The organism is Paenibacillus sp. LPE1-1-1.1 (genome assembly GCF_040676435.1).
Lineage (GTDB): Bacteria > Bacillota > Bacilli > Paenibacillales > Paenibacillaceae > Pristimantibacillus.
In genome coordinates this window covers 210835-227139 of record NZ_JBEGHY010000034.1, presented here as the reverse complement: position 1 = coordinate 227139, position 16305 = coordinate 210835, and the positions used below count along the sequence as shown (strand labels likewise).

The following is a 16305-nucleotide window of genomic DNA, read 5'->3' as shown; positions in this document are numbered from 1 at the left end:
CTCATCCCTCCAGGATAGCTTTCTTCTACGAATTGAGACTCTTTATTTATCTTGCACACCGTAATAATAGTAATAAGCCTCTTCATTAGCTTTACGCTTCACATTATTCAATACCACACCTAGAATGCGAGCATTAACACTCTCTAAATTTTTCACAGCCTTGCCTGCAATGTCCCGTTTCACTTTACCTTGATCAACTACTAGAATGACACCATCGCTCTTAGCAGCAACAATTTGCGCATCAGTAACAGCAAGTAGTGGCGGCGTATCGATCAAAATAATGTCATACATTCCTCTTAATTGATCAATAACCGCAGTCATTCTCTTCGAGCCCATCATCTCAGCTGGGTTTGGTGGAATCGCACCTGATGTAATAACATCTAAGTTAGGAATGTCGGTTACTTGGATCACTTCCTCTAATGAGGATTGTTGCGAAATAACAGTCGATAGACCCCATCGGTTGGATATAGAAAAGGTATGATGGGCAGTAGGCTTACGAAGGTCGGCATCAATAAGAACCACCTTTTTCTCCGATTGAGCGAATGTGACAGCTAGATTGGTAATGGTCGTTGACTTTCCCTCGCCCGGGCCTGCCGAGGATACCATTAACACCTGAAGCTTCTCATCGATAGAAGAAAACTCAATGTTGGTTCGAAGTGCACGATAGGATTCTGAAATGGGGGACCGGGGATTCGTTAACGTAATAATTTGACGCTTATTTCTCGATAGAGACACGCTCTAATTCACCTGCCTTGTAGGTTTGGTTGGCTTTGCTCGTTTGGCTAGAATTCGCATCCTCCGGACTCATTCTCGAAATCATAGCAAGCGTAGGTTGGCCCAAAAATTCCAATACATCCGCTTCTGTTTTAATCGTATCGTCCAAATACTCAAGCAGAAATACAATTCCAACAGCAATTATTAGTGATACGACCAATGTAATGGCAATAGTAATAGGTATATTCGGTGATACAGGATCTGGCTGCGCATTTACTACAGCTTCATTCAGAATCGATACATTTTCGACCTTAAATATATGTTGAATCTCTTCTTTAAATACTAGGGAAACCGCATTGACGACCTGCGCTGCTAACTTATAGTCCACATCCTGCACGACTAAAGTCATGACTTGTGTATTATTTACAGAGCTAATCTGGATCTTGTTAGCAAGCTCGATTGCTGTCAGGCCAAGCTCAGGATACTGTACGGCAACTTTATCCAATATAGCCGGCGTTTTAATTATCTCCTTATACGTACCAATCATGGTGATATTTGAGTTAATCTGATTAATATCAAGTTGACCTGCAGCCAATTGCGATGGCGTCTGGTTTACAATAATTTTCGTAGAAGCTTCATATACCGGGTCCATTAAAAAGATGCTAATAGCTGCAGCTGAAGCTGTGCAGACGAATACAAACAATATAATTAGCGCTAACCTCTTCTTAATGATTGCCATGTACTGTCGTAAATCTAGTTCTTTAGACACGCTATACTCCTCCAACGAATATAGTTATATGGAATTATTATGATTCTCAAGAACTATCTATTATCCCATAATAATCTACAATTCAACAATATCCTATGATTTTTTCGAAAAAAATCTTCCTCCCACCTACATGAGAGGAAGATTTTTAATCTATTGTAAATTAATTGTCGAAATTTAATGCCCGGTAAATAATAACAGCCGCTTCAGCGCGAGTAGCGTTGTTTTTCGGCAGGAATTTACCTGCGTTACCGATCACGATTTTGTGAGTAGCGGCAAATGCAACTCCGTCTTTCAACGTAGCATTAATTTTGCTTGCATCCGCAAAGCCCTTCAGAGCTGCATCAACATCCGTTACATCTACTGCACCTTTGGAAACCTTCAATGCGCGAGCAATCATCGTTGCCATCTCAGCACGAGTGATTGTTGCATTTGGGTCGAACTTCGATGCCGAACGACCGTTAATGATTTTAAGTTGTGCAGCTGCAGCAACATATGGTGCAAACCAGTCAGCTGCATCCACATCTGCAAACGCTTCTGTTGCTGAACCGTTTTCCAGGTCCAGTGCACGGATAAGCATTTTTGCAAACTCAGCTCGCGTTACTTTATCCTGTGGAACAAATTTACCTTCCGATTTGCCTTCGATTGCACCTTTAGCAGCTACCACTTGAATTTCGCGGCCAGCCCAAGCCTCAACCTTAGCAATATCAGTGAACGATACTTTGTTTTCTACAACGACATAGGATGAGAACGAATCACGAGATTCGATAATCGAATTGCCGGATACACGTCCGCCATGGAATACTAGCTTGCCATCAACGATTTTTGCAACGGAAAGAAGTTCTTTATCAAGGCCTGTTGTATCGCCAAGCGGAAGGCTGATAACGATCGGTTGGTCGAATGAAGTTTTTGCAACTCCGCCAATTGTCAGGTTGAAGTCGTAGACTTCCGACACCGGTTTCAATGTGCCTACTACCGCTGCACTCGCGTCTGTTTTGTTAATAGCAAGTGAGATCGCAGAAGAGAACGATCCGCCAACGGGAACCGTCACTTCAAATCCGCCGATAACAAATGTTGCGCCGGATACGTTCCCAGCTGCTGCTGCTTTCACAACTGCATCAGAAAGATTTAGAACAACATCCTTCTGCGTCACTGCACCTAGATCAAACTTCAAAGCACTCTTCGCAACTGACGAACCTGGAGCCAATTCTTTCACTTTCGCTGTAACAGCGTTAATTCCAGCAATAGCGGACAATAGATTGCTTTCGTCTAGTTGAAGAACAGCTTTTCCGTTTATATTGCTAATACTAGAAGCTGCGTTAATTGTCGCCAATTTTGCAATCTCTGCAGTCGCATCTGCAACGAATTTTGTAATAAGAGCAGCTTTCTCAGCTTCAGTCGCTTTATCGAGCGCTGCTTTCAAATCATTTAGCAATTTGTCCGTTGTTTCTGGTAGTGGCGCAGTTGGCGTAACAATAACGCCACCTCCACCGCCGCCGCCAACTCCGCCGCCTGACGAGTTCAATGATTTATAAGCCGTAAACAACGCGCCCGCTGCAGCCGTAAACGTAGTGTCGTTATTAACTGCCGTTCTTGCTTCAGTCAACACGGAAATCACATCATTTGTATTTACCCCATAATGCAGGAAAATTTTCTCGACATTGTACTCGCTCTCTGGCAATGCAGCTAGTACATCACTTAGCAATTGCTGAACGCCGCTTGAGCTTGTCATAATTTCAAGCAAACCATTCAAATCCTTCGAGCCCACTTGAGCAACTAGCTCTTCTTGGATATCGAAGAAATAAAGCGCGATGTCATCTACAGTAAGGTCAGTAACTCCAGCTTCTGTAGCGAAGGATTGAAGCAATGCTCCGTGCTCCGCACGCAGAGCTTCAAGTCCTGCAACCGATGGATTGTAAGACAATGAAACGGCGTCGTAGAAAAGATTTTCTAATTGCGTTTCTTCCGAGGCGCTAGGCTGGAACTTGTCAACGATCGGCGCTACGATATCGCCTTTCACATGAATAGCAAGTCCATCCAAAGCAGCTTGAAGCGCTTCAACTTTAGGAAGACCGCTTGTCGCAACGAGTGCGTCATACAATTTTTTTACATCCGTCGCAAGCTGGGAACCTTCAAGGGATGAAGCATAGGCTACCCCGCTCACTCCAAGCTTCTCCGCTAGGCCTTTGTTACTAAGCGGAATGCCAGCAAAAGCCGTTAGGGCTACGCTTGCTGTAATCGTAGATACTGCTAGTTTCTTTCTTAATGTCACTTTCTCTCACTCCTAATATATTAAAATAGCGGCAATCATCTAGTAGATGAATGACTAATACGCCTATAAGGAAAAATCATTATGTATTCTCTTCATTTGTCAACCACTCTAGAACGGTCTATCTTTTGTAAAATAAGGAAGCCAAACGACGTGCGAGGCCCTTAGAGGACGCCGTCGTCTCGGGCTTTGAATGGAAGGGTATGTTTTCTAAGACAGATTTTGCATTTAACTGCAAATAATTAACCCACTGTTCTCCCATCCGCCTCTCAATGGCATCATAAGCTTCGCGAAGACGAAAACCGCGTCGGACAATATGATGAGCATCGGAAGAAACGATGTGGATACAGCCGGTTTGTAACAGCGACCAAGCAGATTGTTCAATACGTTTGCCAAATCCGCCTAACAACGAATGGGTAGTAACCTGTGCAAAAGCCCCTGCTTCAATAAGCTCAGCTAATCGTTCTGGGTGCTTTACAACCTCTGCATTCCTTTCGGGGTGTGCAATAATAGGCTTTAGTCCTAGGATATTAAACTCATGAATGAGCTCGAGCATCGCCTTCGGTATACGAGAGGACGGCATTTCTATTAATACATAACTAGAACCGGCTAATGGGAGCAGTTCATTTCTATACCAGGCATCCAGCAAATCATCATGAACACGAATTTCTTGTCCAGTCCGGATAGTAACAGGCACACCCGCAGCCATTAACTTTTCGTTAATCGCGTGGGTGTGCTCGGCTACGTCTTGTGCTGTGTTTGTATAGGTCCCATTGGCGTGGTGCGGAGTTGCAATAATGGCTGTGATTCCCTCTGCAGCGGCGGCCCGGGCCATGTCCAAAGTATCATCCCAACTCGCTGCACCATCATCCAATCCGGGTAATATGTGGGTGTGAATGTCTATCATGCTGATCTCACTTCCTATGTAGAATTTGATCAAAGCCACCTGATAGGCAGATTTGTAACTATTCTACCACAAGAATATAGATCTTTCAGCACTTCTCGATACAATTCGACAGTTATTACGACAGAGATTAGTATAACCTACGATTTCCATAATTGTAAGACAAAATTTGTAAAAATGAAAATTTGTTCAGAAATTTTTCAGCAGCCTTGCTACTATCAAATCTATTACAAAAGCTCCTTGCGAAGCTCTGCCGCAGATTTCGGAGATAGATCGCCAAAGGGGATATCGAAAACGGTTTTAGCGCCGGTTTGTCCTTTGCGTGCCAGCTTAAATGCAGCCCTTGCGTAAGCCACTAGAACACTCGCCGTGAATTCCGGATTGCTGTCAAGCTTCAGTCCGAATTCGATAATTTGCGTGTTGTTCTCGCCAGTCGTACCGCTGCGGAGCACCGTGCCGCCGTGAGGCATTGCGGAGTGCTCCGCCTTCATTGTCGCTTCGTCAATAAAATGAACCGTCGTATTATAATCAGCGAAATAGTTTGGCATGCTGCGAATTTCTTCGGCAATCGCTTCTTGATCAGCACCTTCCTCCGCTACGATGTAGCAATCGCGAATGTGCTTCTCACGCGTCGCCAGTTCCGGGTTCTCGCCGCTGCGCACGCGATTAACCGCATCCTCGCTTGGAATGGTGTACTGTACGCCGTGCTTTACGCCATTCACTCGGCGAATCGCATCCGAATGCCCTTGGCTCACGCCTTTGCCCCAGAACGTGTATTCCTTGCCTTCAGGCAGAATGGCTTCTGCAAGCAGACGATTCAAAGAAAACAAGCCTGGATCCCAACCAGTCGATATTACGCTCACTTTTCCGCTAGCCTTTGCTGCTGCATCCACTTGCTCAAAATATTCCGGAATGCGCGCGTGCGTATCGAAGCTGTCAACCGTATGGAACAAGCGTGCAAAAGCAGGCCCTTGCTCCGGAAGATCGGTAGCCGATCCGCCGCAAAGAATCATAACGTCAATCTCATTGACGAAACGCTCCGCATCCTCAATCGAATACGCTTGAATTGCCGAAGGAATCGAAGCCGGGTCTCTCCGCGTGAATATTGCATCTAATTTCATATCCGGGCTTTGCTTGATTGCCAGCTCTACGCCGCGCCCCAAATTACCGTAACCCACAATACCAATGCGAATCTGTTCTGTCATGATGCCACCACCTCTTCTTTTTTTGTAACGTGCTTAGATCCAGCCTCTCGCTTCCATTGCCGCTGCGATCCGTTTAATCGAAATCATATAAGCTGCCGTACGAAGATCGGTATGATGCTCTTTAGCAAGGTCGCGAACGGCCACATAGGATTGAATCATGTTCGTTTCCAGCTTCTCCAGCACTTCTGCTTCGCTCCAGTAGTAGTTCATCAAGTTCTGTACCCATTCAAAATAAGAAACCGTCACGCCGCCCGCATTCGCAAGCACGTCCGGAATAACCGTAATGCCTTTGCTTGCTAATACGCGGTCCGCTTCCGGCGTTGTTGGACCATTAGCCGCTTCCGCTACGATTTTTGCTTTGATACGGTCCGCATTCGCTGCTGTAATGACATTCTCCAACGCAGCCGGCACCAAAATATCAACATCCAGCTCAAGCAGCGCTTCGTTCGAGATGACATAAGCTTCGCCATACTCGCGGATTGACGATGTGTCTTTGAGCATAGAAATCTTCTCGATATCAATGCCGTCCGGGTCGTAAATACCGCCTCTGGAGTCGCTAACCGCTACGATTTTGCAGCCTGCCTCGCTCAGCAAACGCGCAGCGATACGGCCCGCATTGCCGAAACCTTGAATGGCTGCAGTCGCGTTCTGAACAGGAATATGCATATCGCCCAGCGCAGCCAAAATCGTATAAACGCAGCCTTGCGCCGTCGCCTCGTTACGTCCCTTCGAGCCGCCAAGAATAAGCGGTTTACCGGTAATGACGCCTGGCGAGTTCACGCCTTTAAGCCTGCTGTATGTATCCATCATCCAGCCCATAATTTGCGGAGTCGTGTAGACATCCGGCGCAGGAATATCTTTATCCGGACCTACAAAATCAGCAATCGCTTCCATAAATGCGCGACTTACGCGCTCCAGCTCATTTTTGCTCAAAAGACGCGGATCACAAATGACACCGCCCTTGCCGCCGCCGTATGGCAGACCGACAACGCCGCACTTGAAGCTCATCCACATGGAGAGCGCTTTAACCTCATCAAGCGTTACATCGGGATGAAAACGAATACCGCCCTTTGTCGGTCCAATCGCATCATTATGCTGGGACCGATACCCTTCGAATACGCGGATCGATCCGTCGTCCATACGAACGGGAAAACTAACCGACAGCACACGCTTCGGCTGCTTCAAAATTTGCGTAACATGCTCGGGCAGCTGAAGATGGGCGGCTGCCGCATCAATTTGCTGCTGTGCGATTTGGTACGGATTCAATGTTTCTTCCACTAAACTCACTGTCATATCAGGTTCAGTCCTTTTTTCGCAGAGTCCGACTCCCAATCCAGGAAAAGCCGCTTTTTTGATTCTACCTTTTTCAATAGTATTTTAAAAGAAAAATTTCGTTAAATAGTGCAAAAAATCTACACATTTATCCATTGTCATGTTAGGTTTCATTGAGTGGGAGTAAGCGTAACATCTGACATCAGCTAGAAATATATGTAATTTACACCAAACTTAAAACACACAAAAAAAGGAGTAACAGAAGCCAGGCCTCCATTACTCCTTTCTATTCGTATGCACGGCTGCATGCACAAGTATAAATCTTATCAATGCCCCAGCACTCCTCTTTTATTTTATTGCCGTGTAAGCTTCTTTAAGCGCGCCGTAGCTGTCTGCGATCTCTTGGTGGAATGCGTGCTTAGGCGAGATTCCCATATGCGAGGCAATGACATCATGAATCCCCGACTGCGCGATGGCTGCTTGAAGCGTCACCGCTTCTTCATCCTTCTCGTAATCGAATAAGAGCGCAGCAGCAATTGCGGATGTCAGATGCGGAACAGGAATGCCGAGCTCCCGCGCCTGCAAAGCTGGCCTGACGAGCCGGTCATTCAAGGACAGCTTGCGCATCGGCGAGCGGCCGACGCGGATTACACTGTCCGATAGGCGAGGATTCGTGAATCTTTTCATCATTTTCTGAACATAACGCTCATGCTTTTTCTCATCCCAGTGATACTTGGAAGTAAGAACGCTTCCGGTTTCATTCAGTACTTGCGATAACTCGGAACGTATCTTCGGATCATCCATCGCTTCTTGAATGGTTTCATAACCTTCGAGGTAGCCGTGATAGGCCGCCGTGCAATGCCCCGTATTAACGGTAAATAGTTTACGCTCAATGTAAGGTTCAAGCGCATCCACATATTTAACGCCCTCAATCTCCAGGTAGCCCTCCATCATGGCCGAACGGTCTACAATCCATTCAAAGTAAGGCTCCACCGTCACCTTAAGCGGATCATCATGGTCTTGAACGGGAACGATGCGGTCAACGGCCGTATTCGGAAAAGCAATACAGCCATCCGCTTCCCCATGCCGCTCCGATGGCAAATGCTCATACACTCGCCGCTTGAGAAGCGAGCTGCCCGAAATGGCATTCTCGCAAGCAATGATATGCAGCGGTTTATGGTTCCTCTCCCGGAGACGCAGCTCGATGCCGGCAGCGATGGATTCCGCAATATGCTTCAGCGCCGTTACGCCAACCGCCGTCGTTACGATATCGGCCGTCGCTACGGCTGCTGCCACCGCCGCTCTGTTTTTGCCGCTGATCGCCGTAACGTTGCGCACCACTTCGGTGTCTCGCGCCTCGTTCGCAAGCGTGACCGAATATTGCTTCTGCTGCTGCAGCAAATGAATCTTTTTTTCGTTCCGAGCGACAAAAGTAACTTCGTAGCCCGCATGGGACAGAAGAAGACCGATAAAACCTCTCCCGATATTTCCAGCGCCAAAATGCACAGCCTTCATTGTCCGAACCCCCTTTTACTTGGATGGTATCGTCTCGCCCATAAAATTCTGAATATTCTGATTTATTTAATTGCGGCAGGACACATTCGTGTTTCATCCTGATTGTTCACTTGATTACCGACTTCAAAGCGCACCTGCTGCCATCGCGTGAAAATCAATATGCGATAAACATTCCGCATGGTAATAACGGTCTGACTTATCAAAGGCCAACGACTTCGTGATCGTATTCGGAACGATAATACATGACATGCCCGCAGCCAGAGCCGCTCGCGCCCCGTTAGGCGAATCCTCAATCGCTACCGCCTCGCTGGCCTCAACGCCCAAAGCAGCTAAACTCTGCATGTACAGCTCGGGATCAGGCTTAACCTTCGCCACATCATCCGCCGTCCGGATGGTTTCGAAATAATGCGCAATTTCAAGCTGCTCCAAATATTTATCAATCCAAGCGCGCGGCGAGCTGGAAGCAAGGCCAATCCTCATCCCCGAGTCCTGCGCATCATTCAAATAATCCAAAATGCCGGACCGAACCTGTTCGCTTTGCATGAGCGACGTATGCTGGAGATGCACCGATTCGCGGAAAGCATCCTTGTCAATCGGAAGCTTCAAATCCGTCATTAAATATTCATAGGGATTAAAGGTGTGCAAGCTCGTGCCGATACAGCCCGAGTATTGCTCTAACGTGAGCTCGACCCCATGCTCCAAGTACGCATCGCGAAATGCATGGTACCAGGCAGTTTCCGTGTCAATAATCGTCCCGTCAAAATCAAAAATAATCGCCTTAATCATCAATACATCTCCTCCTGAATGTCGAAATGTTAGATTTGCTAACAAAACCGTAACATTTTTTAAAAGCAGGAGTCAAGGAGGGTAAACGCCCAAAAGGCCGTTTCAAAGATTGTCCACATCTTCTGAAAAAGAGGCGAAAACCGTTGATTTTCCTGGGTTTTTCATGATTTTTGCAAGCGCTTCGAATATTTGCGAAAAAAATTTTCAGACTATTTCAGTCAAACGCTTACATCTTATTTCCTCTTAACAATCTAACAAAATAGAGCATGCCATGGAAGATTAATTCACCTTCCCGGCATGCCCTATAAATCACCATTGTATTTTATGTTTGCAACGAAAGTGCTCCGCGCTTCTCATTAAATCATTTGTCCGCCTGTATTCGAGGAAGGTAATGCTGGCTCCGTCCGTTTTTTGCGCTCGATGCTGATCCAAATCAATCCCGCTGCCATGCAGCCTGCGCCGCACATTTGCAGGAGCGCGATTTTCTCATCGAACATCAAGTAGCCGGCAACAACGGCGGCAGCCGGAACCGCATAACGGAAGAAATTAGACCGCGTGGCTCCCACCTTGAACATGCAGGCATTCCAGAGAACAAAGGCCAGCACGGTACAGATCAGCACGTTGTAACCAATGGATAAATAATGGCCGGCATTCAGCGCGGACCACTTCGTCTGTCCCCATGAACCGAAAGTAAGCGGAAGCATGAACAACGAACCGAATGCAATCGTCCACGTACTTACCCGAAGGGCGGAGTATTTTTTCATAAGTGACATCGAACTGAGATTGAATAATGGACCGATAATGCTGACGCCAAACGCCATGGCGTTGCCGAGCATATTTTCGGAGGAGAGACTGAAGCCTTCATCGCCCCCAAGAATGACGAAGCAAACGCCGACGATCGATATGCCGCCGCCAACGATGAGCCGCATCGTAATCGTTTCCTTCATGAACAACGGCGCGAACAGCGCTGCAAAAATCGGCCACGGCGCCACGTTTAAGAGCGAAGCATTCGCCAAAGTCGTGTACTTGATCGAGTACATGACCGTAATTTCGAGAAGCGTAATGCCGATAAGCCCGATTAACGCCAGCCTCGGCACGATGCGCCATGGAATGGCCACGCTGCCCTCGGTCAGCTTGAGTATTAGAAAGAAGAAAGGAACGGCCAATCCAAATCTCAAAAACGAGAATACAATCGGATGAAAAGAATCCATCGCCAGACGGGAAATACCGAAGTTTGCTCCCCACACGACGGCGATCAGAATCAGTCCGCCGTAATTCAACCACTTGTTATTCATTCTTTTCGCCCCATCTATTCGCAATTGCTCTTATACGTAAAAGCTTCATTCATCATAGCATGGGATATCGCAGAAAAATGCACCGTTTTTAGCTCATTTCTTATGCATTTTAAACTCTAGGAACAGCTCGTTGTAGCGGGCCAGCATTTTTTTGCCGAGATTGTCGTACACCTCCAGCTTACCGGTCAGTTCTTCATCCGGATAAAAGCGCTTGTCGCCGGAAACTTCCTCGGGCAGCAAGGCCAGCGCCGCTTGGTTAGGCGTGGAGTAGCCCACGTATTCCGCGTTCTGCGCAGCAACCTCGGGATCGAGCATAAAATTAATAAACTGATGGGCACCCTCGATATTTCGAGCCGTTTTCGGAATAACCATATTATCGAACCACAGGTTCGAGCCTTCCTCCGGCACGACATAATCGAGCTTATCGTTCTCATCCATAATCTCCGAGGCATCCCCCGACCAGACAAGCCCTACTGCCGCTTCCTCGTTCGCAAGCAGCATCTTGATCTCATCGCCGACAATCGCTTTGACGTTGGGCGTTAATTCCTTCAGCTTCGCTTTCGCTTCCTGCAGATGCGTCTCATTCGTATCATTGAGCGAATAGCCTAGCCGGTTCAGCCCCATGCCCATCACCTCGCGCGCACCGTCGAGCAGCAGAATTTGATTGCGCAGCTTCTCATCCCATAGGTCATGCCAGCTGGAGAAGTCGAGGTCTCCTGCCAGCTCCGGGTTATATACAATTCCGACCGTTCCCCAGAAATAGGGGATCGAATACGCATTTTCGGGATCAAACGAAAGATTCATGAAGCGTTGATCGATATATTTTAGATTCGGAAGCTTGGCGTGATCGAGCTCCAGCAGCAGGCCTTCCTCCTTCATTTTGCTGATGGCATACTCGGAAGGAACGCTCACGTCGAACGTGGTACCGCCCTGCTCGATCTTGGTCATCATCGCCTCATTCGAATCGAAGGTTTGGTAAATGACCTTAATGCCGGTTTCCTCTTCAAAACGCTCCAGCAGCTCGGGATCGACGTAATCGCCCCAATTGTAAATCGTAAGGGTATGGTCGCCGCTGTAGCCCTCGCTTTCATTTAAATAAGCCGTCAAGTACAGGAGTCCAAGCGAAACGGCAAATACAACAACAAACATTCGCACAAGCTGCTTCATCCGCGCCCCTCCTTCACAGACGGCTTGGCGTTCCGCTGATTAATAAAGTAGTAGCCGACGACGAGAACGATCGTAAATAGGAAAATCAGCGTCGACAAGGCATTGATCGATAGCGATACGCCCTGGCGAGCCCTTGAATAAATCTCAACCGACAGCGTCGAGAAGCCATTGCCGGTCACAAAGAACGTCACCGCAAAATCATCGAGCGAATAGGTCAGAGCCATAAAAAAGCCCGCGAAGATGCCCGGCTTGATGAACGGCAGCACGACCCGCGAAAGCACCTGCCAAGAACTGGCGCCTAGATCCCGCGCCGCGTCGATGAGGGTTGAGCTCATTTCCTGTAGCTTAGGCAGCACCATGATGACGACGATCGGCACACTGAACGCAATATGCGATAACAGCACGGACACGAAGCCCAGCTTAATGCCGATCATCGAAAACAGGATCAGGAACGAAGCGCCGATGATGACATCGGGACTGACGATCAGCACGTTGTTGAGCGTGAGCAGCGTCTGCTTCGGACGATTGCCCCTGACATGATGGATCGCTATCGCTCCTATGACGCCTATGATCGTCGAGATCGCAGCTGACAGCAGCGCGATGACGAAGGTATTCAGCACGATGATAAGCAGGCGCGTATCGGCAAAAACTTCCTTATAGTAATCGAGCGTGAAGCTCTCAAAGCTGCGCATCGCCCCGCCGCTGTTGAACGAATAGAACATTAAATAGAAAATCGGCGCATAAAGTACAGCAAATACAAGCAGCAAATAGATGTTCGACCATTTATTTCTTCCCCGCACGGGCTGCACCTCGCTTTCGGTTGCCGGTGAGCAGCATCATGGCTGCCATGGCTAAGATGAGGAACACGGCGATCGTCGCTCCCATGCCCCAGTCCTGCGTCACGAGAAAATGTTGCTCGATCGCGGTGCCAAGCGTGATGACGCGGTTGCCGGCAATAAGCCGCGTAATCATGAATAAAGAAAGCGCGGGTATAAATACGGCCATGCAGCCGGCTTTCACCCCGCTGATCGTGAGCGGGAAGATGACGCGGCGGAATGTCGTCCACGCCGATGCGCCAAGATCGCGCGCCGCGTATACGAGCGTCGGATTCATTTCCTCCAGCGCATTGAAGATCGGCAAAATCATGAACGGGATAAAGATATAAACCGATACGAAAACAAAGCTAAAGTCCGTGAACAAGATCTGCTGCTTGCCCACGCCGATGGCTTCAAGCAGCGAATTGGCAAAACCGTATGTACCGAATAAGCCGATGAATGCGTACGCCTTGAGCAGCAGATTGATCCAGCTTGGCAAAATAATAAGCAGCAGCCACAGCTGCTTATGCTTCGTCCTCGTTAATAAATAAGCCGCGGGGTAAGCCGTCAGCAAAGAAATAGCCGTAATGAGAAACGCATACCAGAACGAGCTGAGCGTCATGCGCAGATAGACCGGCGTAAAAAACTTCGCGTAATTGCCAAACGTAAAGTTGCCCTCAACGTCGAAAAACGAATAATACGCGACCAAGACAATCGGAGCAACGACAAACAGCATGATCCAAGCCATATAAGGAACGAGATAAAAGGGGCGTGATTTATTTGACATCCGCGGCCTCGCTGTACGCTTCGAGGCGTTTATCGAATTCCTCTTCGGTCTCGCCAAGCCGCATGACGTGAATCGCTTCCGATTCGAACGTCAGGCCAATCTGTTCCCCAACCGTGGCTTTGCGCGTGGAATGGACGAGCCATTCATTCCCCGCTTCATCATAACAGCAGATTTCGTAATGAACGCCGCGGAACAGCTGCGAATCCACGCGCACCTGTAGCTTACCGTTCTCGGGAGCGGTAATTTCCAGATCCTCGGGCCGAATGACGATATCAACCGCTTCATTCAGGCTTAGTCCTTGGTCCACGCAGGTGAACGAACGGCCCGCAAACTCCACTTCGAAGTCGCGCGTCATTCGGCCCGGAACAATGTTGGACTCCCCGATAAAATCGGCAACAAACCGGTTGATCGGCTCGTCATAGATATCCGTCGGCGTTCCGGTCTGCTGAATCTTTCCTTCATTAATAACAAAAATTTCGTCAGACATCGCGAGCGCTTCCTCTTGGTCATGCGTGACGAAAATAAAAGTGATCCCCAAGCGGCGCTGCAGCTCGCGCAGCTCATACTGCATTTCCGTGCGAAGCTTCAGGTCAAGCGCGGATAGCGGCTCATCCAGCAAAATAATTTCCGGCTCGTTTACAATCGCGCGAGCGATCGCCACGCGCTGCCGCTGGCCGCCTGACATCTCGGAAATTTCGCGCGTGTCGTAGCCGTCCAGGTTAACGAAGCGGAGAGCTTCCTTCACCTTGGCGGTCACATCGGCATTTTTCATTCTTTTGATTCGCAGCCCGAAAGCCACGTTCTCGAATACGTTCAGATGAGGAAACAGCGCGTAATCCTGAAATACGGTATTCACCTGACGCTCATTCGCCGGCACGCGGTTAATAACCTTGCCGTTAAAATAAATCTTGCCCTCGGACGGCTCGGTAAAGCCGGCGATCAGCCGAAGGATGGTCGTTTTGCCGCAGCCGGATGGGCCGAGCAGCGTATAAAATTTGCCTCGTTCTATCGTAAAGCTGACTGCTTTCAATACAGCGGCAGCGTTTGAATCATAGTGCTTTGTGACATGCTCAAAGCGAATGATGGTTTGATCTTGCATATCGCATTCCCCTTTGCCATTTTAGAAGAAACAATAGAGATTATACAGCATCCCCGTAAATCAGCAATAGGAAAAGAAAAATGATGTCAACAGCGATCATGACGCGACCTGCTTTTCAAATGATTGAACATGAAAGCGCTATACATTACGATTAATTCAGGTTCAATAAGCAAACATTATTACAATTGGAGGTTCAAGCATGAGTAAACTGGCATCTGAAAAACCGGTCTCCGGCGGTGTTAAAGTTTCCATTCAACGATTTGGTCGTTTTTTAAGCGGCATGGTCATGCCGAATATTGGTGCTTTTATCGCTTGGGGACTCATAACGGCCCTATTTATTCCGACAGGCTGGATTCCGAATGAGAGTCTGGCAACGCTAGTAGGACCGATGATCACCTATTTGCTCCCTATACTCATCGGCTATACTGGCGGACAAATGATTCACGGCGTTCGCGGCGGCGTCATTGGCGCAATCGTCACGCTGGGCGTCATAGCCGGAGCCGATATCCCGATGTTCCTCGGCGCGATGATCGTTGGTCCGGCAGCCGCATGGGTGCTCAAGAAATTCGATCGATCGATTGAAGGTAAAATTCCGGCCGGCTTTGAAATGCTGATCAACAATTTCTCCTCCGGCATCATCGGCGGCGGACTTGCAATCATCGCATTCAAAGGTATCGGACCCATTGTTGAAGCGTTGAGCAAAGTGCTCTCATCCGGCGTGGAATGGCTAATCGACACTGGCCTGCTGCCTCTGGTTAACGTTTTGATCGAGCCCGCTAAGGTATTGTTCCTGAATAATGCCATTAACCACGGCATACTTGGGCCGCTTGCGCTGGATCAAGCCACGCAAACCGGTAAATCTATCATTTATATGCTGGAATCCAATCCAGGTCCTGGGCTCGGCATTTTGCTCGCTTACTGGCTGTTCGGCAAAGGCATGGTTAAGCATTCGGCGCCTGGCGCCGCGGTCATTCATTTCTTCGGCGGGATTCATGAAATTTATTTCCCTTATATTTTGATGAATCCGCGTCTCATTCTGGCGGCAATCGCAGGCGGCGTGTCCGGTACCTTCACCTTCTCCTTATTCGGAGCAGGCCTTGTCGCCGCGCCTTCGCCAGGAAGCATCGTCGCCTACTTCTCCATGACGCCAAGAGGCGGAGTGCTGGCTATGCTTAGCGGCGTATTGGTCGCTACGATCGTGTCCTTCCTCGTTTCGGCCGTGCTGCTGAAAACTAGCAAGCAGGGTGAGGGCGATGGCAACGAGCTTGAGCTCGCATCGCAAAAGGTTCAGCAAATGAAAGCGGAATCCAAAGGAAATGCTGCCGCACCTATCGCGCAGCAGGATCAGCTTACTAAAGAACAGGTTAACAAAATTGTATTTTCTTGCGATGCCGGCATGGGCTCGAGCGCAATGGGCGCCTCTATCCTGCGCAAAAAAATAAACGCAGCCAAGCTGCCGATTACCGTCATTAACACGGCAATCAATGATATCCCAAGCGATGCCGACATCGTCATCACGCACAAAACGCTCACCGACCGCGCACGTCAAAAGGCGCCGAACGCCGAGCATATCTCAATTGATAATTTTCTCAAAAGCCCCGAGTATGACTTACTCGTACAAAGACTAAGTTAATAACCGTACCGGCTAAACTTAATGATCTATTTAAACCATACTCAACGCTGACAGATATCTGTCGGCGTTAAGTCCATT

Annotated in this window: 14 protein-coding genes; 1 reads left to right on the top strand and 13 read right to left on the bottom strand. The window is 48.3% G+C overall.

The window, feature by feature from the left end; all coding sequences use genetic code 11:
• Positions 1–42 precede the first annotated feature (42 nt).
• The 13 genes from MRBLPE1_RS24180 to MRBLPE1_RS24120 all read right to left on the bottom strand — a co-directional run bounded on the left by MRBLPE1_RS24180 (position 43) and on the right by MRBLPE1_RS24120 (position 14594).
• Positions 43–735, bottom strand: a complete 693-nt coding sequence (locus tag MRBLPE1_RS24180) for a CpsD/CapB family tyrosine-protein kinase (RefSeq protein ID WP_364150244.1) — start codon at positions 733–735, stop codon at positions 43–45.
• Positions 716–1483 (bottom strand): YveK family protein, encoded by a 768-nt coding sequence (locus MRBLPE1_RS24175; protein ID WP_364150241.1) that lies wholly within the window; start codon positions 1481–1483, stop codon positions 716–718. Before MRBLPE1_RS24175 ends, MRBLPE1_RS24180 begins: the two co-directional genes overlap by 20 nt.
• Before the next feature lie 160 nt (positions 1484–1643).
• Positions 1644–3752 carry an S-layer homology domain-containing protein gene (locus MRBLPE1_RS24170; RefSeq protein ID WP_364150238.1) on the bottom strand — a complete coding sequence of 703 codons (2109 nt, stop codon included), beginning with the start codon at positions 3750–3752 and terminating at the stop codon, positions 1644–1646.
• Positions 3753–3870: 118 nt separating this feature from the next.
• A complete protein-coding gene (locus MRBLPE1_RS24165; RefSeq protein WP_364150235.1) occupies positions 3871–4656 on the bottom strand; it encodes a tyrosine-protein phosphatase in 786 nt (261 codons plus the stop codon).
• Between the two features lie 224 nt (positions 4657–4880).
• Complete coding sequence (locus MRBLPE1_RS24160; protein WP_364150232.1) at positions 4881–5858, bottom strand: diaminopimelate dehydrogenase; 978 nt, start codon at positions 5856–5858, stop codon at positions 4881–4883.
• 33 nt (positions 5859–5891) lie between these two features.
• Complete coding sequence (locus MRBLPE1_RS24155) at positions 5892–7151, bottom strand: Glu/Leu/Phe/Val family dehydrogenase (RefSeq protein ID WP_364150229.1); 1260 nt, start codon at positions 7149–7151, stop codon at positions 5892–5894.
• A gap of 327 nt (positions 7152–7478) precedes the next feature.
• Complete coding sequence (locus tag MRBLPE1_RS24150; RefSeq protein WP_364150226.1) at positions 7479–8645, bottom strand: mannitol-1-phosphate 5-dehydrogenase; 1167 nt, start codon at positions 8643–8645, stop codon at positions 7479–7481.
• Between the two features lie 123 nt (positions 8646–8768).
• Positions 8769–9431, bottom strand: coding sequence for an HAD family hydrolase (locus MRBLPE1_RS24145; RefSeq protein WP_364150224.1), 663 nt, complete (start codon positions 9429–9431; stop codon positions 8769–8771).
• A 356-nt stretch (positions 9432–9787) separates the two neighbouring features.
• Positions 9788–10726, bottom strand: coding sequence for a DMT family transporter (locus MRBLPE1_RS24140; protein ID WP_364150221.1), 939 nt, complete (start codon positions 10724–10726; stop codon positions 9788–9790).
• Between the two features lie 93 nt (positions 10727–10819).
• Entirely contained in the window at positions 10820–11893 is a 1074-nt protein-coding gene (locus MRBLPE1_RS24135; protein ID WP_364150218.1) for an ABC transporter substrate-binding protein, read from the bottom strand.
• Complete coding sequence (locus tag MRBLPE1_RS24130; RefSeq protein ID WP_364150215.1) at positions 11890–12693, bottom strand: ABC transporter permease; 804 nt, start codon at positions 12691–12693, stop codon at positions 11890–11892. Before MRBLPE1_RS24130 ends, MRBLPE1_RS24135 begins: the two co-directional genes overlap by 4 nt.
• Positions 12677–13495 (bottom strand): ABC transporter permease, encoded by an 819-nt coding sequence (locus tag MRBLPE1_RS24125; protein ID WP_364150213.1) that lies wholly within the window; start codon positions 13493–13495, stop codon positions 12677–12679. Before MRBLPE1_RS24125 ends, MRBLPE1_RS24130 begins: the two co-directional genes overlap by 17 nt.
• Entirely contained in the window at positions 13485–14594 is a 1110-nt protein-coding gene (locus tag MRBLPE1_RS24120; RefSeq protein WP_364150210.1) for an ABC transporter ATP-binding protein, read from the bottom strand. The genes MRBLPE1_RS24125 and MRBLPE1_RS24120 overlap by 11 nt, the downstream gene beginning before the upstream one ends.
• 199 nt (positions 14595–14793) lie before the next feature.
• Here MRBLPE1_RS24120 and MRBLPE1_RS24115 point away from each other — a divergent pair, with 199 nt between their 5' ends.
• Positions 14794–16227 (top strand): PTS mannitol transporter subunit IICB, encoded by a 1434-nt coding sequence (locus tag MRBLPE1_RS24115; protein ID WP_364150208.1) that lies wholly within the window; start codon positions 14794–14796, stop codon positions 16225–16227.
• The last annotated feature ends 78 nt before the right edge of the window (positions 16228–16305 follow it).